The sequence below is a fragment of the Phaeobacter piscinae genome, from assembly GCF_002407245.1.
GTDB lineage: Bacteria > Pseudomonadota > Alphaproteobacteria > Rhodobacterales > Rhodobacteraceae > Phaeobacter > Phaeobacter piscinae.
In genome coordinates, this window is record NZ_CP010682.1 from 152,785 (window position 1) to 174,111 (window position 21,327).

At 59.0% G+C, this 21,327-nt stretch carries 19 protein-coding genes; 11 read left to right on the plus strand and 8 right to left on the minus strand.

What is annotated here, in order from left to right:
* Nucleotides 1–56 precede the first annotated feature (56 nt).
* The 6 genes from phaeop14_RS17845 (at nucleotide 57) to phaeop14_RS17870 (ending at nucleotide 7,620) form a co-directional block, all read left to right on the plus strand.
* Complete coding sequence (locus tag phaeop14_RS17845; RefSeq protein WP_096790441.1) at nucleotides 57–1,505, plus strand: aldehyde dehydrogenase family protein; 1,449 nt, start codon at nucleotides 57–59, stop codon at nucleotides 1,503–1,505.
* Nucleotides 1,505–2,497 (plus strand): membrane dipeptidase, encoded by a 993-nt coding sequence (locus phaeop14_RS17850; protein ID WP_096790442.1) that lies wholly within the window; start codon nucleotides 1,505–1,507, stop codon nucleotides 2,495–2,497. The genes phaeop14_RS17845 and phaeop14_RS17850 overlap by 1 nt, the downstream gene beginning before the upstream one ends.
* A gap of 66 nt (nucleotides 2,498–2,563) precedes the next feature.
* Complete coding sequence (locus phaeop14_RS17855; RefSeq protein ID WP_096790443.1) at nucleotides 2,564–4,108, plus strand: BCCT family transporter; 1,545 nt, start codon at nucleotides 2,564–2,566, stop codon at nucleotides 4,106–4,108.
* Between the two features lie 103 nt (nucleotides 4,109–4,211).
* Entirely contained in the window at nucleotides 4,212–5,903 is a 1,692-nt protein-coding gene (locus tag phaeop14_RS17860) for a hypothetical protein (protein WP_040179797.1), read from the plus strand.
* Nucleotides 5,900–6,550, plus strand: coding sequence for a DUF3726 domain-containing protein (locus phaeop14_RS17865; protein WP_040179798.1), 651 nt, complete (start codon nucleotides 5,900–5,902; stop codon nucleotides 6,548–6,550). Before phaeop14_RS17860 ends, phaeop14_RS17865 begins: the two co-directional genes overlap by 4 nt.
* Nucleotides 6,551–6,612: 62 nt before the next feature.
* Nucleotides 6,613–7,620, plus strand: a complete 1,008-nt coding sequence (locus tag phaeop14_RS17870) for an Ldh family oxidoreductase (protein WP_096790491.1) — start codon at nucleotides 6,613–6,615, stop codon at nucleotides 7,618–7,620.
* An 81-nt stretch (nucleotides 7,621–7,701) separates the two neighbouring features.
* Here phaeop14_RS17870 and phaeop14_RS17875 read toward each other — a convergent pair whose 3' ends face one another.
* From phaeop14_RS17875 to phaeop14_RS17895, 5 genes are all read right to left on the minus strand, one after another.
* Nucleotides 7,702–10,122 carry a GcvT family protein gene (locus phaeop14_RS17875; protein WP_096790444.1) on the minus strand — a complete coding sequence of 807 codons (2,421 nt, stop codon included), beginning with the start codon at nucleotides 10,120–10,122 and terminating at the stop codon, nucleotides 7,702–7,704.
* Between the two features lie 144 nt (nucleotides 10,123–10,266).
* Entirely contained in the window at nucleotides 10,267–10,506 is a 240-nt protein-coding gene (locus tag phaeop14_RS17880) for a hypothetical protein (RefSeq protein ID WP_096790445.1), read from the minus strand.
* Nucleotides 10,507–10,509: 3 nt separating this feature from the next.
* The gene (locus phaeop14_RS17885; RefSeq protein ID WP_096790446.1) at nucleotides 10,510–11,961 is read right to left on the minus strand and encodes an aldehyde dehydrogenase family protein; all 1,452 of its coding nucleotides are present in this window, start codon (nucleotides 11,959–11,961) and stop codon (nucleotides 10,510–10,512) included.
* The gene (locus tag phaeop14_RS17890; RefSeq protein WP_040179802.1) at nucleotides 11,958–13,112 is read right to left on the minus strand and encodes an aromatic ring-hydroxylating oxygenase subunit alpha; all 1,155 of its coding nucleotides are present in this window, start codon (nucleotides 13,110–13,112) and stop codon (nucleotides 11,958–11,960) included. The genes phaeop14_RS17885 and phaeop14_RS17890 overlap by 4 nt, the downstream gene beginning before the upstream one ends.
* 90 nt (nucleotides 13,113–13,202) lie before the next feature.
* Nucleotides 13,203–14,108 (minus strand): LysR substrate-binding domain-containing protein, encoded by a 906-nt coding sequence (locus phaeop14_RS17895; protein ID WP_096790447.1) that lies wholly within the window; start codon nucleotides 14,106–14,108, stop codon nucleotides 13,203–13,205.
* 132 nt (nucleotides 14,109–14,240) lie between these two features.
* Between phaeop14_RS17895 and phaeop14_RS17900 the strand changes: the two genes are divergently transcribed.
* Nucleotides 14,241–15,197 carry a PDR/VanB family oxidoreductase gene (locus tag phaeop14_RS17900; protein ID WP_096790448.1) on the plus strand — a complete coding sequence of 319 codons (957 nt, stop codon included), beginning with the start codon at nucleotides 14,241–14,243 and terminating at the stop codon, nucleotides 15,195–15,197.
* An 80-nt stretch (nucleotides 15,198–15,277) separates the two neighbouring features.
* Here phaeop14_RS17900 and phaeop14_RS17905 read toward each other — a convergent pair whose 3' ends face one another.
* On the minus strand, nucleotides 15,278–16,027 hold the full coding sequence (locus phaeop14_RS17905) for a hypothetical protein (RefSeq protein ID WP_096790449.1): 750 nt from the start codon (nucleotides 16,025–16,027) through the stop codon (nucleotides 15,278–15,280).
* Nucleotides 16,028–16,108: 81 nt separating this feature from the next.
* Here phaeop14_RS17905 and phaeop14_RS17910 point away from each other — a divergent pair, with 81 nt between their 5' ends.
* Together phaeop14_RS17910 and phaeop14_RS17915 are read left to right on the plus strand one after the other, a co-directional pair.
* Nucleotides 16,109–16,666 carry a MarR family transcriptional regulator gene (locus phaeop14_RS17910; RefSeq protein WP_040179806.1) on the plus strand — a complete coding sequence of 186 codons (558 nt, stop codon included), beginning with the start codon at nucleotides 16,109–16,111 and terminating at the stop codon, nucleotides 16,664–16,666.
* Complete coding sequence (locus phaeop14_RS17915; protein ID WP_096790450.1) at nucleotides 16,653–17,354, plus strand: MOSC domain-containing protein; 702 nt, start codon at nucleotides 16,653–16,655, stop codon at nucleotides 17,352–17,354. Before phaeop14_RS17910 ends, phaeop14_RS17915 begins: the two co-directional genes overlap by 14 nt.
* Nucleotides 17,355–17,401: 47 nt before the next feature.
* On the opposite strand, the gene phaeop14_RS17920 is transcribed toward phaeop14_RS17915, so the two are convergent.
* The gene (locus phaeop14_RS17920; protein WP_096790451.1) at nucleotides 17,402–18,889 is read right to left on the minus strand and encodes a flavin-containing monooxygenase; all 1,488 of its coding nucleotides are present in this window, start codon (nucleotides 18,887–18,889) and stop codon (nucleotides 17,402–17,404) included.
* A gap of 126 nt (nucleotides 18,890–19,015) precedes the next feature.
* A complete protein-coding gene (locus phaeop14_RS17925; protein WP_096790452.1) occupies nucleotides 19,016–19,456 on the minus strand; it encodes a cupin domain-containing protein in 441 nt (146 codons plus the stop codon).
* 156 nt (nucleotides 19,457–19,612) lie between these two features.
* On the opposite strand from phaeop14_RS17925, the gene phaeop14_RS17930 reads away from it, so the two are divergent.
* Both phaeop14_RS17930 and phaeop14_RS17935 read left to right on the plus strand, forming a co-directional pair.
* On the plus strand, nucleotides 19,613–20,620 hold the full coding sequence (locus phaeop14_RS17930; protein WP_096790453.1) for an AraC family transcriptional regulator: 1,008 nt from the start codon (nucleotides 19,613–19,615) through the stop codon (nucleotides 20,618–20,620).
* A 97-nt stretch (nucleotides 20,621–20,717) separates the two neighbouring features.
* Nucleotides 20,718–21,326: a TetR/AcrR family transcriptional regulator gene (locus phaeop14_RS17935; protein ID WP_096790454.1), complete on the plus strand. Its 609-nt coding sequence runs from the start codon at nucleotides 20,718–20,720 to the stop codon at nucleotides 21,324–21,326.
* Nucleotide 21,327 lies beyond the last annotated feature (1 nt).

Consider the following 21,327-nt stretch of genomic DNA (forward strand, 5'->3'; position numbering starts at 1 on the left):
AGTGGTCTCTCATGTCCATACCCATGGAAACTGAATTCTGTGTGAGGCCTCTGACCATGACTGATATCCAAAAGAACCTGATCGCCGGTGAATGGCTTGCTGGTGAGAGCGAAGTTGAGAACCGCAACCCGTCTGATTTGAGTGATCTGGTCGGTGTCTTTGCCCAGGCCAGCGCCGATCAGCTGGAGGCGACGCTGGATCAGGCGCAGGTGGCGCAGCGCGAATGGGCCGCCTACGGTCTGGAGCGCAAACAAGCGGTGCTGAATGCCATCGGAAATGAAATGATGGCCCGCGCCGAGGAACTGGGTACCCTTCTCAGCCGGGAAGAGGGCAAGCCGTTGGCCGAGGGCAAGGGCGAAGTCTACCGCGCCGGTCAGTTTTTCACTTATTATGCTGCCGAGTGTCTGCGCCAGATCGGTGAGAACGCGGATTCTGTTCGCCCTGATATTGAGGTTGACGTCCGCCGCGAAGCGGTGGGTACCGTCGCGATTATCAGCCCTTGGAACTTCCCCACTGCGACTGCGTCTTGGAAAATTGCCCCCGCGCTGTGCTACGGCAACGCGGTGGTCTGGAAACCCGCAAACATCACCCCAGCATCGGCTGTTGCGCTGGCGGAGATCATTGAGCGGCAGGACATCCCCAAAGGTCTGTTCTCCCTCGTGATGGGGTCTGGCCGGTCCATCGGTCAGCGTCTGGTCGAAAGCCCAAAGGTGAACGCGATTTCCTTCACCGGTTCGGTGCCGGTGGGCAAGGGGATCGCGGCTGCCGCCATCCAGAACCTGACCAAGGTACAGATGGAAATGGGCTCCAAGAACGCGCTGGCAGTCATGGACGATGCCGATCTGGATCTCGCCGTGACGCTGGCACTTGGTGGTGCCTTTGGCGGCACCGGCCAGAAATGCACAGCCTCCTCGCGACTGGTGGTCCATGCCGGTGTTCATGACGCCTTCGTGGAGAAACTGGTGGCAGGGGCACAGGCGATGAAAGTGGGCCACGCGCTGGAAGCAGGCGTGCAGATGGGTCCGGTTGTCAGCGAACAGCAGCTGAACGAAAACCTCGCCTATGTTGACCTTGGCAAGACGGAAGGCGCTGAACTGGCCTGCGGTGGTCAACGCCTGGAGATGCCGCATCAGGGTTTCTACATGTCGCCGGGCGTGTTCCTGAACACCACCAACGACATGCGTATCAACCGTGAGGAAATGTTCGCGCCGCTGACCTCCGTGATCAAGGTTGGCAGCTATGATGAAGCGCTTTCGGTGGTCAATGACACCAACTTTGGTCTGACCTCGGGGATCGTCACCAAATCACTGGCCCGCGCTACCCATTTCCGCCGCAATGCGCGCACCGGTGTTGTGACCGTCAATCTGCCGACCGCTGGAACTGATTATCACGTGCCCTTCGGTGGTCGCGGTGACAGCTCCTATGGTCCGCGCGAACAGGGTAAGGCGGCAGCGGAGTTCTATACCACCGTCAAAACCGCCTATATCAGCGCAGGCCCGGTTTGATGCGGTCCGGGTTCCGGATTGACGGGCTGCAATACGCCAACTGGTCGGAGAAGATCTTTCGCCAGCTGCGCGACGGGGGCGTGGATGCAATCCACGTCACCATCGCGTATCACGAGAATTTTCGCGAAACGGTTCTGAACTTTGAGAAGTGGAACCGTTGGTTTGAGCAGTATCCTGATCTGATCATGAAGGGACTTTGGGCCTCCGACATCGATAAGGCGCGGGAGACCGGGCGCACGGCGGTGTTCTTTGGGTTCCAGAACCCCTCACCGATCGAAGATGATATCGGCCTGGTCGAAATCGTGCATACTCTGGGCGCGCGGTTCATGCAGCTGACCTATAACAACCAGTCGCTGCTGGCGACCGGCTGTTATGAGGCGGAGGACACCGGCATCACCCGCATGGGCAAGCAGGTCATTAAAGAGATGAACCGCGTCGGCCTCGTGGTGGATATGAGCCATTCTGCGGATCGTTCAACGATTGAGGCAGCGGATCTGTCAGAACGCCCGATTGCCATCACCCATGCCAATCCGCATGACTGGTCCCCTGCCCTGCGAAACAAGAAAGACGACGTGATCCGCGCGGTCACGTCCAATGGTGGAATGTTCGGCTTCTCCGTCTATCCGCATCACCTGAAAGACAAATCCGCCTGCACGCTGCAGAGCTTCTGCGAGATGATCGCGCGGACCGCGGATCGATACGGGGTGCAACATCTCGGCATTGGCACAGACCTTTGCCAGGATCAGCCCGACAGCATCGTCGAGTGGATGCGTGTTGGGCGCTGGACCAAGGAAATCGACTACGGCGAGGGCTCAAAATCCGCGCCCGGTTTCCCACCTATGCCCAACTGGTTTGAGGACAACCGTGACTTTGGAAACATCGAAGACGGGCTGCGCAATGTGGGAATGAACGAACAAGAGGTCGCCGGTGTCATGGGGGACAACTGGCACCGGTTCTTCAATGAAAATTTTGGACCAAAATCAATAGATTGAAGATCGAAAGACTGACAGAAAATACGGCCCGGCACATCCTGGCGGACCGATCAAAGGGAGGGAAAGATGTCCGAGACATCTATGGAGACAACACCGCAGGAAAGCCGGATCAACAAACCGCTCTTCCTGCTTTCAGGGGGGTTTATTGCCCTGTTCTGTGCGGCAGCGCTGATCAATCTGGACGGCCTGTCGGCGCTGGTCGATTGGGGGTTCAATATCGCTGCGACCTATTTTGGCCTGTACTGGCAGATCCTGCTTCTGGCGACGTTTTTGATCGGTCTGCTGCTCTGTGTACTGCCTGGAGGGCGTGCCATTCTCGGCGGGCTGGCCACACCTGAGTTCACCACTTTCCAGTGGGGTTCCATGATCATGTGTACGCTTCTGGCCGGCGGCGGTGTGTTCTGGGCTGCGGGTGAGCCGATTGCGCATTTCCTGTATTCGCCGCCACTCTATGGCGCGGAAGGCGGCAGCGAAGCCGCTGTGACACCGGCCATCGCGCAAAGCTTTATGCACTGGGGATTCCTGGCCTGGGCGATCCTTGGCTCGCTTTCGACCGTGATGCTGATGCATTACCACTATGAAAAAGGGCTGCCGCTGGCACCGCGGACGCTGCTGTATCCTGTGTTCGGCGACAAGGCCATCAACGGTCCGATTGGTGTCATTGCCGATGCGTCTTCGATCATTGCTGTTGTGGCGGGCACCGTGGGTCCGATCGGGTTTCTCGGGCTTCAGGTCAGCTATGGTCTGTCTGACCTCTTTGGCATCCCGGATGTTTTTGCCACGCAGTTCGTGGTGATCGGTGCACTGGTCGGGCTATACACAATTTCCGCAATGACCGGGCTGTCCCGTGGCATTCAGCTGTTGTCAAAAATCAACGTGATCCTTGCAGCGGTCCTGTTGATTTATGTCCTTCTGGCAGGACCTACCGGGTTCATCTTCGGTTCGTTCTTTTCCGGGTTTGCGACCTATCTGGGTAATTTCTTCCAGATGGCTCTGTATCGTGGTGATGCGGCCGTGTTCGGCGACCCCGGCTGGTTGGGGTGGTGGACCGTGTTCTTCTGGGGCTGGTTCATGGGGTACGGCCCGCTGATGGCGATGTTTATCGCGCGGGTATCCCGCGGCCGATCCATCCGCTCGATCATCATCATGCTGTCGATCATCGCCCCCATCGTGACCAACTTCTGGTTCACCATCATCGGCGGCACCGGCATCGCGATGGAACTGGCCGAGCCGGGCACCATCTCGGCGGCGTTTGAAGGTTTCAACCTGCCTGCCGCGCTGTTGGCGATCACCAACAACCTGCCCATGGGGTTCCTGGTCTCCATCCTGTTCCTGATCCTGACCACAATCTTTGTGGCCACAACCGGGGATTCGATGAGCTACGTGATTTCCGCTACAATGACCAAAGGCGACACACCCAGCACAGCTGTACGTGTTTTCTGGGGCATTGCGATGGGTGTGATGGCCGTGATTTTGATCTCTGTCGGCTCCGGCGGCGTATCAAAACTGCAAAGCTTCATCGTGGTCACGGCTGTGCCGGTGTCCTTGATCCTGCTGCCTTCGCTCTGGGATGCACTACGCATCACCCTGGCGAAGGGCAAAGAGAGCTAAACATCTGCCGGGCGTCGCTGGCGCCCGGCATCCATTCCAACCGCCCGACCTGTTCAGATCATACGGGATATGACTAACGACCTGATTGCAAAGGCCAATCCGAATGACCGACATTCTCTGCCGTGAACCGAACACTGTCATGCGTCTGGCGCGCCTCGGCTCGATGCACCAATCACGCCTCTCCTTCATGCGGGTGCTGACGCGACGTCTGGCGCGCGAGGGCTGGCGTTTTGAACAAACTGCCTTTGACATTGATGAGACAGGCCAGGGCCATGCGATCTATACCGCGCATGGGCCAGATCGATCCTATTCGCTGGTGGCCTTTGCGCATGACCTGCCGCCCGAAAAACGCTCTGACCGCGTCATTGCGGAGGCGTGGGACGCCACATTCACCTTGTACGACGGGGTGCCCACCGACGCGGATATCACACGGCTGTCGCAGAATATTCCTGTTCAGGAAGCCGGGCGTGTATCCGGTTCGGAACTGTCTGTCTCCCGTGCGAACCGCTCTGTGCGGTTGTGGGAACATGTGGTCAGCTCCTTGGCGTCAGGCCAGCAGCCTTCTGCCGAACAGATCGACGCGGTGGGTTACCTGATGCGGACCACCGCCGTTTATGGGTCGGGAAAACTGGGGGCGGCAGATCGCGAAATGATTGCGGAGCGCCCCGAATTCCGAGCGCCTTTTCAGGTCGAGATGCTGTCGGTCTATCTGACCCGTTGGTTTGTGACCGATTTGGTCCAGCACATGGCGGATTGCCGCGCGAGAGCCAATGGGACCACTGCCGCCAGGTTGGCACCGGAGTTGGCGCGATCGATGGGAATTGGTAATTCTACCGGCCTTGGAATGGCGCCGTTTCTGCTGAACCATCCTGTGTTGTTCAACAATTGGGTGGCCGCGCGGGAAAAGGCCATTCAGGCCGTGCGCAACATTGAAGAAGCCCATCCAGATGACATCGCGCTGTTCCGTTCATTGGTTGAACGCAGCAAAATGACAATTGCAGACTGGCAATCGGAACACCCGATCCAGATCCAGAAACTGAGCGCGCTGCGGTCGGATGCCGATCAGGTGACGAGCTATCTTGAAATCCAGACGTTGGCTGGGCCAAAGCCTTGGGACGTTCTCTATCGCTGGGCTGAGGAGACGCTTTCGCTGGAAGGGCAGGAGTGGATCGCGTCGCTGATGCTGGAGCCTTACGGCGGATTGGTCGATGGCTTTGCCGAAGACATGTCGGCGGACAACACTGCCACCTTCCGCATTGCCGGCGCGATGACGATTGGGGATTTGCGCAAGATCCTGTGCGATGTCTACGCCTGGGCCATCGATACCAACTGGCAGACGCCGGCGAACAAGGCCCGCGCCTGGTATGTTTCAGAAGAAAAGCTTGAACCGCGGTTAGGGGAGCGTTTCGAGGAACCGATTGAGGAATATGAGCAGCCGCTGGCACCGGGTCGTGATGCTGCCATGTTGTATCAGGCCCTCGCCCACTGGCCGGACGAGGCTCAGGTCGCCGATTTCCTGCTGCGCCATTCGGAGCATCGCCACGTCCTGCGACGTGCCCAGATCGTGGGGCGCGCGCCCTACGCGGAAATTCGTGACAACACGATTTCCGATCAGGTGCTCCCCATTGATATGCTGCGCTGCAAGCTGGCCTTTTTCGGGGCAACCAAATTCGACCCCCGGTCGGACCGCTGGGTGCGAATTTGTATGTATGGCAACGCCCCGCTTCCCACTGAGTTAACAGCTGAGAACGCAGAATTCTGGGTGTTCCCCGAACTGGAAGAGGGTGCGGCATGAGCCATTCGCTGAATGAAATCGAGGCCATGAGCAAGCGCGCCGCTCGCGGGGCTGGGCTTTCATGGGGGCTGGCGGAGGAGGCTGCCAAGGGCACCCGCTGGCTGTCGTCTTTTGGCTTTCCCGGCACTGAAATGCTGGCGGGTCTTTTGACCATGAATGACCGCATCCCGCCGATTGACGTTTCGCCCGTTTCGTTGCGGGCAGAGATCTGGCACGCGCCTGCCCGCCGGATGAGCCCGCTGATCGCCGGCGCGGCTCTGAGCGATTGCGCTGTGCGCCTGCTGGAGCGCGGTCGGATCACGATGGAAAATGTGAATTTTCCCTTGCTGGCTGTCCCCTTCATGGGCGGGGCCGCTTTGCGACTCGGGCGCCCGGTCGCTGCTGAATGGCAGGGCGCGCGGCTTGCCACCGATGGCAAGCGGCTTTGCGTGCAGGGAGAGAGCGACGCCTTTCTTACCCAACTGGCTGATCAGATGGTGTTTTCCGCACCCGCCGATATGACGGGCCAGAAGGAGCCCGTCATGCGCGCCAATGTTTCGGACGAAAGCTGGGAACAGCTGAGCCAATTTGCCCATCGCACCTTTGCGCCTGCCACCGAAGAAAGCCGCCTGCGCGGCGCCGGCGCAGGTCTCAGCGACAACGATTGATCACCCTTTTGGTGTCAGCCTGTCTGGCACCCTATCCCTATATTCAGACGAGAAAGATCGACATGACTGCGACAGAAACCCTGACCCTTGCCGAAATCGAAGATCTGGCCTTCAGCGCCTTGGTTAAGGCGGGCACCTCTGAGGCCAATGCCCGCCCACTGGCTGTCGCCACAGCCATGACCGAAGCCGATGGCGTTGCCTCGCACGGGCTGGCCTATATTCCGATCTACGCCCAGCATGTGGAATGCGGCAAGGTTGATGGACAGGCCACCCCCGTTGTCGAGCAGCCCCGCCCCGCTGTGGTGACTGTGGATGCGGCCACCGGCTTTGCCCATAGCGCCATTGATCAGGGTTTCGAAAAACTGATCCCACTGGCCCGCGAGATGGGGGTTGCGGTTCTGGCGGTGAACAATTCCTACAACTGCGGTGTTCTGGGGGTTCACACCCAACGCCTGGCGCAGGTGGGCCTGCTGGGTATCGGTTTTACCAATGCGCCAGCCTCAATCGCGCCTTCGGGGGGGGCCAAACCGGTCGTCGGCACCAACCCGTTCTCCATCGCCGCCCCCGATGCAGACGGCAATGCAGCGCTGCTGATCGACCAATCTGCCAGCACCATCGCCAAGAGCGAAGTGATGAAACACGCCCGCGAAGGCAAGCCCGTGCCGGAGGGTTGGGTACTGGACGCGGACGGCCAGCCGACTACTGATCCCGACGCAGGCCTCAAAGGCTCCATGGTGCCCTCCGGTGGCTACAAAGGGGTCGGCATTGCGCTGACCGTTGAACTGATGGCCGCCGCCATGACCGGTGCGACACTCGGCTCAGTCGCCAGCCCCTTCTCCGGCACTGCGGGCGGCCCTCCGAAGACCGGCCAGTTCTTCATTGCAGTTGATCCGAAGGCAACGGCGGGCGGTGCGTTTCAGGAGCGTTTGGCCGACCTCATCGCCTCCATCCATGATCAGGATGGTGCCCGCCTCCCCGGTGATGGTCGTCGCGCCTGCCGGACCCGTGCCGCATCTGAAGGCGTCGCCGTCAATGCCGCGCTGCTGGAGAAGGTTCGCGCGCTCCTCTGACCTATTGTGGACGAAGTCCATTTTCAAACAGCAGCAGAAGAAGGAGGCCACCACGGCCTCCTTCCTTCATTTTGTGGCCTGCTATCCCCGCAGGATTGTCCCAGCCGGGTCAAACGGTGGCTGTTCCAGAATGACGGCACGGTGCGGACGACCCAGTACCATGACCTGAACCTCGTCACCCGGGCCTGCATCCCGCACAAATCCCAGTGCAAGCGACATCCCCACGCTGTAGCCGTAGGCACCGGAAGTGACCCGGCCAATACCCTTGCCCTCCTTAAAAATCGGCTCCCCACCGGTTGCATCAGAATTTGACGCCTCCGTCTCCATCTCATCCAGATGCAACAGCACCAGCTGTTCACGCGCCGGATTTTCCAGAACGCCTTGCACGCTACCTTTGTTCAGGAAGTCCTTTTGCAGTTTGCAAAGCCGATCCAATCCGACCTCATGTGGCCAGTATTCCGGGCTGTATTCCCGGCTCCAGGAGCCATATCCCTTTTCAACGCGCAGAGACATCAGGGCCCGGCTGCCAACGGGACCTGCGCCGTATTCCTCACCCGCCGCCAATAGTATCGCGTAAAGCCTCTGCTGATCTTCACTTTTGCAATGCAGTTCCCAGCCCAGATCGCCGGTAAAGGACACCCGCAGGGCCAATACCTCTATACCTGCAAGGTCGATCGTCGCGGACCGCATGAAAGGAAAATCCTCCGTCGCAAGCGATGTGTTGGTCAGCCGTTGCAACATCTCTCGCGACTTCGGGCCAGCCACGTTAAACCCACAGGTATCATCCGTTTTTGACTCAAAGACCGTGCCCGCTGGCAGCGGCACCTCCTTGAAAAACCGTTTGTGATAGCGCTCGGCCATGCCGGAGCCGATAATCCAGAATTCGTCTTCCGCAACGCGCGTCACGGTGAAATCTCCGGCAATGCCACCGCGTTTGGAGATCAGCGGTGTCAGGCAAGAACGACCCACGGCCTTAGGCATTGTGTTGGCAAAGACCGCGTTCAGCCAGGCCTCCGCATCTGGCCCGGCACAGCGGTATTTGGCGAAGTTGGAAATATCAATAATGCCTGCGCTGCTGCGCAACATGCGGCATTCCTCGCCCACCGGTCCCCACCAGTTTTGGCGCGTGAACCCATTGGTGTCCTCGGCTCCGGGAGCCGTGGCAAACCACAACGGGTGCTCCCAACCGGCATTGAGACCAAAAACCGCGCCCATTTCTGCCTGAAGTGCATAGATCGGACGGGTTCGCGCCGGGCGGCCTGCGCTGCGCTCCTCATTGGGGAAGTGGATGGCAAACCGATGCGCATATTGATCCTGCACCCGCGCCTTGGTGAACTCTTTGGTGGCCCAGCCGTCAAACCGCGCCATGTCCCAGGCAAACATGTCATATTGAGTCTCGCCCTCGATGATCCATTGTGCTGCCATCAACCCCATACCGCCGGACTGAGAGAAACCCGGAATGATCCCGTTGCAGCAGAAGTACCCATCCAGTTCCGGGACCGGCCCCATTAGGACATTGGCATCCGGCGACCAGATCATCGGCCCGTTAATGACACGTTTGATCCCCGCCTCTCCGACCGCTGGCAGCCGCTCAATGGCATTCATCATGTTGTCCTCAATCCGCTCCAGATCATCCGGGAACAGATCATGGGCGAAATCTAGCGGCGTGCCGTCTTCGGCCCAGAACTTCATGTCCTTCTCATAAGCGCCGACCAGCAGGCCCTGACCTTCCTGGCGCAGATAATATTCGCCATCCCGGTCGCTGACAGACGGCAGCCGGGTGCCGTGGCCTGCGACATCGGCCATGGTTTCGGTCACGAAATACTGGTGCTCCGTTGGCTGCAACGGCAGCTCAACCCCCGCGAGCGCTGCAACCTCGCGCCCCCAAAGACCTGCAGCATTCACCACCCATGGCGTGCGGATATCCCCTTTCGGGGTTTTGACAAGCCAACTCCCGTCCGCCTGCTGCTCAGTGGCTGTCACGGGGGTAAAGCGATGGATCTCCGCGCCCCGCTGACGTGCGCCAACTGCATAGGCATTGGTCACGCCGGACGGATCCACATTCCCACCATCGGGTTCGTACATCACACAACGGATGCCGTCATAATTGACCAGCGGGTTCAGGCGCTTGGCTTCCTCAAGGCTGATTTCGTAGAAATTCATCCCGTAGAGCTTGGCCTTGGCAGCCTGAAGCTTCAGCTGATGTTCACGCTCTTCGGTCTGCGCCAGATAGAGCGATCCCGGCTGAAACACCCCACAACTTTGCCCGGTTTCCGCTTCCAGCTCTTTGTAGAGCGTCATGGTATAGTGCTGGATGCGGCTGATATTCGTACTGTCGTGCAACCCATGAATATTGGCCGCTGCATGCCAGGTTGAGCCGGAGGTCAACTCATCCCGCTCCAGCAGGACCACATCGGACCATCCCAGTTTTGTCAGGTGATAGAGGATCGAACAGCCGATGACACCTCCGCCGATGACAACTGCCTGTGCTTCACTGCGCATTTCTGCCCCCTTCAAGAGCCTTATGTCGCGGGAATAGTGACCTGCACCGTCACCGCGACGGGTTGGACCGTTGGGTCCGGTTGAATGGCCTCACACCTTAGGGTGCCAGCCGGGATTGTATGAAAAATGCCCGTTTGCGACATCTCAGAAGACAAGCCGATGCGCCCGCCCCTGTGCCACCAGCCGGGCGTTCAGCGGGTCGGCCTCAGGCGCGCCGCTTTCCAGCGCAAAAACAAAGGCATGAGTGAGATAGAAGCAGGCCCGATCCATCTCGTCTGCGCCCTCCGCCGCGTCCGCTGCCAAAGAGTAGAGCCGTATCAGAGCGGCGCTGTCACCCTCCGCGTGGGCCTGTAGCAGGGCCTGGTCAAGATCATCTCGCTCCATGCCTCAGCCCTTCAGCGAAATTGCGATATTCTTGGTCCGCACATAGTTATACAGCGCTTCCAAGCCTTTCTCGCGGCCAAAACCGGATTTGCCGATACCGCCAAACGGGGTGGAAATTCCACCAGCGAACCATTCATTGACAAACACCTGACCGGCGCGAAGTTTGCGCGCAACGCGGTGCGACCGCGCCAGATCACGGGTAAATACCCCGGCGACGAGACCGAACTCCGTGCCATTGGCTATGGCGATTGCCTCGGCCTCAGTCTCGAATGGGGTGATGCAGGTCACCGGTCCAAAGATCTCTTCCTGGGCAACGCGGGCGTTTGGGTTGACGTTAGACAAGACCGTCGGCGCCATGAAATGGCCCTCACGCTCCAGCCGTGCTCCACCCGCGGCTATACGGGCGCCGTCCTGCCCTGCGGTGGCGATCAGCGCTTCGATCCGCGATAGCTGCGTTGCGGAAATCACTGGCGTGTGCTCTGGATTGTCCAAGCCGTGCCCGACCGTCAGCCCATCAGCCAATGACACCGCACGGGCCACGACCTCGTCATAGATCGAACGATGCACCAGAACCCGTGCCATGGCCGAACAGACCTGACCGGCATTGAAGAAAATCCCCGATTGCAGGCTCTCCATCAGCCCATCCAGATTCGCATCTGCAAACACCACCGCCGCAGATTTGCCGCCCAGCTCCATCAGGGACGGGGTCACCGTGTCAGCGGCAGCCCGCAGGATCGCCTGCCCGGTAGGCACCGATCCGGTAAAGACGATCTGATCAACCTCACTGCTGGCGACCAAACGCGCGCCAAGATCGCCGCCGATGCCATTCAGGATTGAAACTGCGCCCGCAGGCACCTCGGCGCGTTCCAGTGCCGTGCCCAACAACGCGAGCGCGATTGGATCCAGCTCAGGCGACTTGATAATTGTGGCGTTCCCTGCCGCCATTGACGGCGCCAACGACCGGGCGGCGATAGACACCGGGAAATTCCAGGGCACCACCTGCGCGGACACGCCATGTGGCTCATATATCGTATAGTCGACGTAGTCCGGCCCCAGGGGGATCGACTTCCCTTCAATCTTGTCGGCAACGCCACCATAGTATTCAAAATATAAGGCGGCTTCTTCGAATTCATCCCTTGCCGCATCCAATGTCTTGCCACTTTCACGGCAGAGGATCTCTGCGCCTTCCGCTTTGATGGCGCGAATTTCACGCGCCACGCGCAACAGCAACCGCCCTCGGGCCGAGGGCTGCAAATCCGCCAGATCCCCTCGTTCAAAAGAGGCCCGCGCGGCCTCCAGCGCACGGGCCAATGTGGCCTCCCCGGCCATCGCCGCATCGGCAAAATCCTGTGCTGTGCCGGGATCCTCAACCGCCAAACGCGCGCCGCCGTCCCCTTCGACCCAGGACCCGGCGAGGTAGTTCCGCGCCAGACCATCGCGCAGGAAATCGCTCATGCCGCGCGCCCTTTTTGAACCTGCGTTGCGACCCAGTGGTGAAAGTTATGCGTCGGCCCATCCATCGCCGGAGAGAAACGCCCACCATCGAACAATATCCCGTGGCGGCCTTTCTGCATGCCTTCGACAACAAAGACATCTTCCTCAAAGACAGTCTTCCACAGTTGCGCATTGGAGGCGCGCAACCCGTCAAGCTCCGGCGTGTCCCGCTCGCTTTGGGCATAGTAAAGCTCAATATGTTCAACCGTATGGCCGCAATCCTTTGGCTCCAAAACGATCGCAAAACTATGATCACGCTGCACACCCAGCAGGACATTGGGATAAACTGCGATATATTCAGCACCTTCATCCCATTGGTCACTCAATCCCGCAAAATCGGGAAGTTTGGCCCCCCCCTCATCGGTCAGCTGGCGATAAACCAAGGTGCCCTGACCCGAATATTGCCCGCGCTCCTCAATATTGTAGTGATCTTCCAGTCGGGAGTAGCTGTTGAGACCCGGATGCACCCAAGGCAGGTGATAACTCTCACAGTAGTTTTCGACCGCCAGTTTCCAGTTGGTTGCGACCTCCAGTTTCAGCGAGGATCCTTCGCCGCCATGATGGATCGGCGTCTCAAATTCCTGCCAGCGCTTCAGCAATCCGGCATGAACCTCAGTGAAGTCAGGCGCCTGCCCATCGACATTTACAAAAATCACATCCCGCCAGATATGTGAGCGGATACGGATCAGACCCAGCTTATCCATATCGACATCTTCATGGGTGTTTTGCCCCGGTCCGCCCACATGCGGTGTTGTCCGCAAGGCACCGTTCAGCCCGTAGCACCAGCTGTGATAGGGGCAACGGATGGCACCACGGATCTTCTGCGGTTTGTCGACAAGGATCATGCCCCGGTGACGGCAGGTGTTCTGAAACACGCCGATCTCGCCCGTACGATCCCGCACCAGCAACAGCGGCATGCCGAGGAAATCAACCGGCTTGGCGTCCCCTGCCTCCGGTATGTCCTTGCCAAAGCCGATGCCCGACCAATTCGCGAACAGTACGGATTTCTTTTCTTCGTCAAAAACGCGTGGATCGACGTAATGTTCATTTGGCAGGCCATTGGCAGTGTTAACCGGGGCCAGCACGGACGACAGCGGGCTATGTGTGTTCATCGAACTCTCCATGGCGAAGGTGGCTGCCCTATTGGAGGCGCAGGCCGACTGCGCTCAATAGGAGAAAACTTCATTCATGGATGAGCAAAACTAAACTGATGTATCGCGCGCTTGCGACAGGATCCATTGTTTCAGCTTGAGCGCATTGGGAGAGAGTTCATCCTCCGGCAATCCGACCAGATAGAATTCCCGTGGTGCCGGAACACTATGGTTGCCAACAATCGCAAGCTTGCCGCTGTCCAGCATCGGCTGGATCAGTCGCCGCCACCCAAGTGCAACGCCTGCACCTTTTCGTGCGATTTGCAGCGCAACCGAATAGCTGGTCACCCGGGTGCCAGCGGCGATATCGCCCTTGTGGCCCAATTCGTGGAACCAGTCGGCCCAGGTTGTCCAACTCTGGCTGGCGCTTTGCAGATGGATCAGCCGTTGCTGTGATAGCTCCTGCAGGGCAGCCCCGCTAAGCCCCGCCGCAAGATCAGGCCGCGCCACGGGCACCAGTTGATCACGGTAGATTGCGGTATGCGCCAGTGTGGCATCACTGTCCCGTCCATAGCGGATAAAAAAATCAAACTCCCGCGTGTCATGAAATGGGCGGTCCTGCGTGATCTGATGAATGTTCAGATCCGGGTATTCCCGCCAGAACTGGATAATCACCGGAGACAGCCAAAGCGCTGCCACTGCTGTGGTCGATCCGACTGTTACCGCGTCTTCCTCACCCATTTGTCGGGTTTTTGACAGCTGGCGCGAGATTTGCCGGAACGATGTGGCCAAACTCTCATACAGCCCCTGCCCCTCACGGGTGAGTTCGACACCACGGTGTTTCCGCTGAAACAGGGCAACACCAAGCTCTCCTTCCAGCGCCTTGATCTGATGGCTGACCGCGCCTGGTGTGACAGATAGCTCCTGCGCGGCATTCTTGAAACTGAGATGGCGCGCGGCGGTTTCGAAGGCCGCCAATGTCGTAAGGGGCGGCAGGTCATAGTGGCGTCTGGACATGGTGGCTCTGCTGTTGGGCGTGGATAGGCATTATATCAATTCACCTGAGTATGAGTATTTTTCGAATTGAATGGCAAACTCAAATGCGGTTCTGAGAGACAGCAATTCACCCCCTTGGAGGACGGACAGCAGATGGACACCCGGATCGCTCGTCTTGTTGGCAAAACTGCACTAAGCCCGGATACCGCCGATTTTTCCTTTGAACTACTTGAGGGGCGGTTTTCCGGTCTGGAACCCGGTGCGCATGTTGATGTGCATCTGGGTCAGGACCTTGTGCGGCAGTATTCGATCTGGAATTGGAGCCAGGATGGCCGTCAGCTGAATATTGCCGTCAAACAGGAAGCCAACGGCCGTGGCGGATCGCGTGCCATGCACGCGCTGCAATGTGGGGATGAAATCGCGCTCGGCACCCCTCGTAACAATTTCAGATTGCAGCCCAATACGCACGCCGATGCGCAGTATGTCACTCTGATTGCGGGTGGAATTGGTGCAACACCTCTGGTGGCCATGGCGCGTGAGTTGGCGAATGCGCGACGGGATTTTCAGGTCTATTATCTGGTCCGCTCACAGGATCTGGCCGCGATGGATCAGCAGTTTCGCGCGCTGGATCTGGGGGATTGTTATCATCTGCATTGTGACGATACCAACGGCCAGCTAGATCTGGCCGAGGTTCTGCGGTCAATGCCGATGGGCAGTGATGTCTACACCTGTGGGCCGGAGCCGATGCTGAACGCGGTGCTGGAGGCAAGCAACGTCATGCGCGGTGGCACCATCCATTTCGAACGTTTTGCGGCCCTCGCCGATACGGACACCGGTCACAATGACAGCTTTGACATCGAAATCCAGTCAACCGGCGCAATGCTACGGGTGTCTGCTGACGAAAGCATTCTGGATGTCCTAAAGGCCAACGGTATCGCGGTGGATTTCGGCTGTTCCGAGGGTCTGTGCGGTGCCTGTCTCGTTGATGTGCTCGACGGGGACGTGGATCATCGCGATGGCATCCTCACACCTGAGGAACAGGCGACAAACAGCTATCTCTGCACCTGCGTTTCCCGCGCCAAAGGAGATAAACTGGTGCTAAATCTCTGACAGCTATTGCGGTCACCGCTGAGGATGCAGCGTGAGCCTGCTGCGGGGCAGCGCGGCACCCCTGCCGCGCCACCGATCCGCTAGTCGAGCTTTGCCGGCAGGCTCAGGTCGCCCGATGCAACGTCAAAGACATCCACCACGCAGAGCAACGGAGCATGCACGTTGGCATTGACCCGCAGGGCTGATGTCACGCCATCATAAGCCACGCCGACAAGGTCTACATCGCTGCGAAAGCCAACCGTTACGGCAATTTCCGGCCCGTCGAACAATGGCGTGAAGCCTGGGCTGTCCAGATAGATAGGCAGGCCCGGCCAAGTTGCTGGCAGCTGCGGCGTGGCACCTGCGGGAATGTCACGCACCGCCAATGCGCCGGGGCCGCAGGCCTCGGTCGGGGTCAGGACCACCCAGTGGCTGTGCCACAGCAGGCCATCATTGCCCGTATCCCCATCATTGTTCTCATCCACCAGGGGCGTGTCATCAAAATCGGGATGGCTGGTGGCTGCCAGTGCAAGGATTCCGGTGCCCGCTTCAAACCCGACCGCCTCGGGGTCCAGCGAAGTCGGCCAGACGTATGAGAACACCCCCGCTCCGCCGACCGTACCGACGGGCTCCGGCGTGTCCGCCCCGGCGTTGCCATTTGTCGTCATGTGAAAGGCGACGGTGTTACCAGCCCGGTGCGCATGCGCCGCCAGAATGTCAAAGGAGGCCACTTTCTGGGTGTCTGTTTCAGACAGTATAGCCCCCTTTTGGTGCACGGCATGATTGCCATCGGCAACAGCGCTGCCCGCACCAAGTACGAGGATGGCCGCCGGTATTACGAATCGTGTCATAGTCGTCTCCAGTTTAATGGTAGCGAGTCGCTACAAATAAACCGTATTGCACTATTGATTTCGAGTCGATACCAATAATTCATGACATCACAATCCCGCATTCGTTCACTGATCAATCGTCTGGCCCGCATCGACGCCGCTGGCGGATGGTCGGGCAGCCTCAACCCCGCTCAATACGCTGCATTAGATTACCTCGGGCGGGCCAACCGATACTCAAGAGCGCCCTCTCACGTGGCTGAGTTTCTTGGGACAACACGCGGCACCATGTCCCAGACGTTAAAGGCCCTCGCGCGCAAAGGATTTGTTCAGGAGGAACCCAAAACCGGTGATCAGCGCTCTATTTCCTATGGATTGACCGCAGAAGGGGTGGCACTTGCAGAAGCGCCTTCTGTCATCGGCGCGGCCTTGTCAGAGCTGGAGGATCAGGTGGCAGAGGCATTGGAAAGCGCGTTGGCGGCAACCTTGCAGGCCGCATTGGACGCCCGTGGCGGGCGGGCTTTTGGCTTATGCAAAACCTGCCAGTTTCACGATACCGGCCCTGCCCATGGCTATTGTACCCTGTTGAATCTTCCACTTCAGCCCGGGGACAGAGATTTAATTTGTGTGGAACATAAGGCGCTTTCAGATGATGCAACCTGACCTTTCAACCCGGATAGCGGGGATTTTCCACGGACCCATTGCCAACCCTTGGGCTGACAAGGCTCCGACTGCCATCCACAAAACCCCCGTTCACGGGCCGCAGCAGATAGACTTCGACGGCTTCACCGGGGATGCCCAGGCAGATCTAACCGTTCATGGCGGCGCGGATAAGGCGATCCATCACTACGCAAGCGACCATTATCGCCTATGGCAGGACGAAGCAGAGATGCCGCTCACCTCGGTGCCTGCCGCTTTTGGTGAGAATATCGCAAGCTTAGGTCTGACCGAGGACACCCTCTGCATTGGTGATATCCTGCGATTGGGCACCGCCGTCGTTCAGATCAGCCAAGGGCGGCAACCCTGCTGGAAACTGGGACACTATACCGGCAACACAAGGATGCCCTACCTGTTTCAGAAAACAGGACGCACCGGATGGTACTACCGGGTGCTTGAACCCGGAACCGCGCAGACAGGGGATGAGATCACGCTGATGGAACGGCGACAGCCAGACTGGACTGTACAGCGTGTCACTCGCGCCCGGCTCACCCGTAAGGTTTCACCGGAAGAGGCCGCAGTGCTGGCACAAATGGAGGACCTCGCTGCAGGCTGGCGCGCCGCCTTCACCCGCATGGCAGAGGGAGACACCGGCGAAGATACCCGCGCGCGCTTGATCGGCGCGCGGGACTAGGGTTTGGGCTGCGACCCATTTCTGGGCCTGCTTGATGGCGCCGGTTGTCAGCTAACCTGGTATTGCGGGGTTGAGGCGAGAAACTGCCCGTAAGCTGTCGCATCCGGTGGCGAAAATTGCTCCACCAGCGGATTTTTGCGCTTGTGCACCCGCGCGCCCATATCCGACAGCAGTTCGTCGAAGTGTTTGAAATGAAATGGAGCTGAGCAGAGCCCGCCGTAGACCTGCGCCGCTGGCCGCTCGCGGCGGCGCCAGTTCAACATCATTTCAATACTGTCTTCCATCTCAGCGCGGCTCGGCTGATGGGCCAATTGCCCGTCGGCATAGCGCACCAACCAATTGGCGATCATCTCGGCCGACAGAACTGTGCAGAAACTGGAATTGAACCCCACAAACCCCATGTCTGGCAACTCCGGGTTCACCGACAGTCGGTAGACGCGATACTGCCCGTCGTCCTCTATCAGCTTGTCTCGGTACTCTTGTGCCAGATAGGGCACGCCAAGCTTCCAGCCAACCGCCAGAATGGCGATATCGCAGGGAACCACTTCGCCATTGCTCAGCCGCAGACCGTCTTCCTTATAGCTCTCAAAGGTGCCGATGACGGATCGGATACTGCCATCATTCAGCCCCTCAAAGAGACCCGGCGTCACAATCGGCACGGAGCAAGACACCTCCTTCTCAATTGGAGTGCTGGGCACCATATTATGCTTCTTAAGTCCCAGTTGCAGTTTCAGCAGGGTTTCCAACCCGCGAAAATTGGCCCAGACCAGAGGCTTCAGCGCAGCTGCGATTACGCGCTGTAGGGGGGTCTTGCCCCATTGATTGAACTGCTGTTCCTGCGCCCGCATATAAAGCAGCTTCTTGAAGTTGATGCCGCCGACGAAATAGGGCACGCGCCAGACGTTCTCCCGGTAGACCAGCCGAACAGATTTTGCGCCGTTCTTGGCTGCATTGACAGCAATATCGGTGGCAGACTTGGACCCGCCAAGGACCACAACGTCCTTCCCTGCCATCAGGCTGGGATCCGTGTAATCCGATGAGTGCATCACCTGCCCGCCCCGTGCGACAAACTCCTCCTGACCTGGATGGCGAATGATGTTCTTCTCTGAAAACTGACCGGTGCAGATTGCCACAAAATCGAAATCCTGCTGCCAGGTTCGCCCTGCGGCCTCAAGTGTGAGGGTCCATCCGGGCTGGTCGTCCTGCCGTCGATCCATCGCTGTGATCGAGGTGTTAAGCCGGAACAGCCGCGCCAGCCGGTGTTTCTCTGCATAGGAGTGCAGATAAGCATGGACCTGCGGTCCCTTGGGCCACTCCGGGTACTCCGCAGGCATTGGATGGTCGGTGTAGCAATAGAGATCTTTTGGCGATTGTGTCTGCACGTCCGGGTAAGAGCGCGACAATTCCCAGACACCCCCAAAATCATGGCTGCGTTCGAACCCGATCACCCGATGCCCGCGCTCGTCAAAGGCTTTGGCTGCGGCCAAACCGCTGACACCTCCTCCGATTACGGCAACTGTCTTTCGTCTTATCATATTGCGGTCTCCCCTCCCGACCCGCTCTCCCGGCAGGCGGTCCCTATTTGTCGGCCCGCCTCCCCCTGCGGACCGGTCGCTGGCATGTATTCCACGGGTCAGATGGCGATCCGGCCCGTTTCCACCTCAGGCATCATCAGGGGGTGGCAGGAAATCGACCTCATGCAGGGCAGACAGGCGCACCAGTTCCGCCGGATCAGTGACGCCGTCCAATTCAATGAACAGATCAAACAGCTTGCGCGCGGGCGCCACGCCGAAAATGCAATGTGCCTCTGCGCCGGACCGGTTGAAAATCGCGTGGGCTTCGCCCTTTGGCATACGCACCGTATCGCCGGGTCCGGCCTTGTGGACATCGCCTAGAAATTCCACCTCCAGCTCCCCCGCCAGAACGCTGATCCATTCATCCTGCGTGGGGTGGATATGCGGCGGCACAAAGGTATCGGCAGGCAAAACCGCATCCCAGATGAACGCATCATTGCTCAGTAATTTGGGAACATAGGTCTGTCCCACCACTGTCCAGGACATCCCCTGGATGCCCTCGCGCGCCTTGGTGATCCCTTTTTCCATCGCGGTTTCCTCCCTGAAACTGTGTTGCGATGACCAGCCTGCACCGGGAGCGGAAATTCGATTATCCAGAAAACGAACCCATCTGAACCCTAGATGGTTGAGGCTTGAAATATCGGTGCAGCGATCTAAGCTGGAGCCACCAGACGTGGAGGCGAGATGACCATCGCTGCCCAGACAGAGGCTGTTGAATATCTGAAAAATCACCCGTTGCTGCGCACCGGGGATCTGGATGAGGCACGCCATCGGGTCGGGCAGAAATTTTGCGATCACCGATTAGATATTGCTCAGCGGCATCAAGACCTCGCAGTCCGCCACAACCACGTGGCCGGGCGACACAGTTCAATCAACTACCTGCACTATGGTGCCGATGTGACCATTGATCCGGGCATGTTGGATTCCTTCTATTTGCTGCAGATCCCGCTGTCCGGGCAGGCCAGTGTTCGGCATCGCGGCTCGGATATTGTTGCAAATGAAGGCACCGCGACGCTGCTCAATCCGGACCGGGACACGACAATGCAGTGGGGCGCGGACTGCCGCAAACTGCTGCTACAGATCGACCGGGGCTATTTGGAAACCGTGGCGCGTCAGATCATTCGGGCAGAACTGCCAGGACCAATCCGCTTTGCCAGCCGCGTCGATCTCTATTCCGAGGGTGGGCAGCGCCTGAGGCAGATGGTCTGCGCCTGTGTGCAAGCGGCTGAGGCTGGGGTTCTGTTCCAAGGCGCGCTAAGTGGCTCCGATCTCCGGGTGGAGGAGGATTTGGCACGCGCGCTGCTGACACGGCTTCCCAGCAATATTTCTCATATCATCGAACGCGCTGACCACGGTTCACTGCCACCTGGCATTCGGGCGGCAGTGGAGTACATTCACGCCAACCTGAGCAATCCAATCCAGCTGAGCGATATCGCAGCCCATGTGGATCTGAATATCCGCACGTTGCAAAACGGGTTTCGCCGTGCATTTGGCGAAAGCCCGATGCGGGTGCTCCGCAACGCTCGGTTGGATGCGGCGCATTATCACCTGATGGCACAGACCGACACGCCGGATGTGACCACCGCTGCCTTTTCCAACGGGTTTTCACACCTTGGCCGCTTCGCCCGCGATTACAAGGTCCGCTTTGGCCACTCGCCCAGTCACACCGCCCGCCAGCAGGACTGCGGCTAACGTCCCGGCCTTGCTTGCCTTTGACGGTGGAGCTACATCATGCTGCAGATCGCATGGGTGAGCGCCGATGCGACGGAGACACCAGCCAAGGACACAGATGTCAGACGGCCCGCGCAAACCCACCCGGATCGAGACCACCGCCAAACGACGGCAGCAGATCCTCGAAGCGGCGATCATGTGTTTCCTCGAAACCGGCTACCACCAGACCGGTGTGCGCGACATCGCAAATCGCGCAGGCGTCAGCCTCGGCAATCTTTACAATCATTTCCCCGGCAAACATGATGTGCTGGTGGAGATTGCCGCTCTGGAACGTGCGGAACTTGTCCCCTTTATCGACGGGCTTGCACAATCACGCGCCCCGATGAAGCTGCTCGAGAACTTCGTGAAAGCCTATGCGAAATACCTCGCAGTGCCGGAGAATGTCATTCTGGGGCTGGAAATCACCAGCGAAGCCATCCGCAAACCGGATATCGCCCGCCTCTTTCTCGACAATCGCAACGCATTGGTCACCGCGCTTACCAAGGTTCTGGAACGCGGGACACACGCGGGTGACATGAGGAGCCAGCTGGCCCCCAAAGAAACGGCGCAGATGATTGTCGAACTTATTGAAGGCAGCGCCTATCGCAGCGTGCTGGACAACCTGCCAATGCGACAGCTCCGGGGCAGTCTTCTGGCTTTCATCCTCGCGGCGGTGCGCCCGGACTGAG

What these genes read in the sequence shown, in the direction of transcription:
- phaeop14_RS17875 (WP_096790444.1), bottom strand. Translation starts at nt 10,122, where the DNA reads ATGCGCAGTGAAGCACAGGCAGTTGTCATCGGCGGAGGTGTCATCGGC.
- phaeop14_RS17870 (WP_096790491.1), top strand. Translation starts at nt 6,613, where the DNA reads ATGACTGCGACAGAAACCCTGACCCTTGCCGAAATCGAAGATCTGGCC.
- phaeop14_RS17865 (WP_040179798.1), top strand. Translation starts at nt 5,900, where the DNA reads ATGAGCCATTCGCTGAATGAAATCGAGGCCATGAGCAAGCGCGCCGCT.
- phaeop14_RS17860 (WP_040179797.1), top strand. Translation starts at nt 4,212, where the DNA reads ATGACCGACATTCTCTGCCGTGAACCGAACACTGTCATGCGTCTGGCG.
- phaeop14_RS17880 (WP_096790445.1), bottom strand. Translation starts at nt 10,506, where the DNA reads ATGGAGCGAGATGATCTTGACCAGGCCCTGCTACAGGCCCACGCGGAG.
- phaeop14_RS17935 (WP_096790454.1), top strand. Translation starts at nt 20,718, where the DNA reads ATGTCAGACGGCCCGCGCAAACCCACCCGGATCGAGACCACCGCCAAA.
- phaeop14_RS17845 (WP_096790441.1), top strand. Translation starts at nt 57, where the DNA reads ATGACTGATATCCAAAAGAACCTGATCGCCGGTGAATGGCTTGCTGGT.
- phaeop14_RS17850 (WP_096790442.1), top strand. Translation starts at nt 1,505, where the DNA reads ATGCGGTCCGGGTTCCGGATTGACGGGCTGCAATACGCCAACTGGTCG.
- phaeop14_RS17885 (WP_096790446.1), bottom strand. Translation starts at nt 11,961, where the DNA reads ATGAGCGATTTCCTGCGCGATGGTCTGGCGCGGAACTACCTCGCCGGG.
- phaeop14_RS17895 (WP_096790447.1), bottom strand. Translation starts at nt 14,108, where the DNA reads ATGTCCAGACGCCACTATGACCTGCCGCCCCTTACGACATTGGCGGCC.
- phaeop14_RS17890 (WP_040179802.1), bottom strand. Translation starts at nt 13,112, where the DNA reads ATGAACACACATAGCCCGCTGTCGTCCGTGCTGGCCCCGGTTAACACT.
- phaeop14_RS17910 (WP_040179806.1), top strand. Translation starts at nt 16,109, where the DNA reads ATGACATCACAATCCCGCATTCGTTCACTGATCAATCGTCTGGCCCGC.
- phaeop14_RS17855 (WP_096790443.1), top strand. Translation starts at nt 2,564, where the DNA reads ATGTCCGAGACATCTATGGAGACAACACCGCAGGAAAGCCGGATCAAC.
- phaeop14_RS17925 (WP_096790452.1), bottom strand. Translation starts at nt 19,456, where the DNA reads ATGGAAAAAGGGATCACCAAGGCGCGCGAGGGCATCCAGGGGATGTCC.
- phaeop14_RS17900 (WP_096790448.1), top strand. Translation starts at nt 14,241, where the DNA reads ATGGACACCCGGATCGCTCGTCTTGTTGGCAAAACTGCACTAAGCCCG.
- phaeop14_RS17930 (WP_096790453.1), top strand. Translation starts at nt 19,613, where the DNA reads ATGACCATCGCTGCCCAGACAGAGGCTGTTGAATATCTGAAAAATCAC.
- phaeop14_RS17920 (WP_096790451.1), bottom strand. Translation starts at nt 18,889, where the DNA reads ATGATAAGACGAAAGACAGTTGCCGTAATCGGAGGAGGTGTCAGCGGT.
- phaeop14_RS17915 (WP_096790450.1), top strand. Translation starts at nt 16,653, where the DNA reads ATGATGCAACCTGACCTTTCAACCCGGATAGCGGGGATTTTCCACGGA.
- phaeop14_RS17905 (WP_096790449.1), bottom strand. Translation starts at nt 16,027, where the DNA reads ATGACACGATTCGTAATACCGGCGGCCATCCTCGTACTTGGTGCGGGC.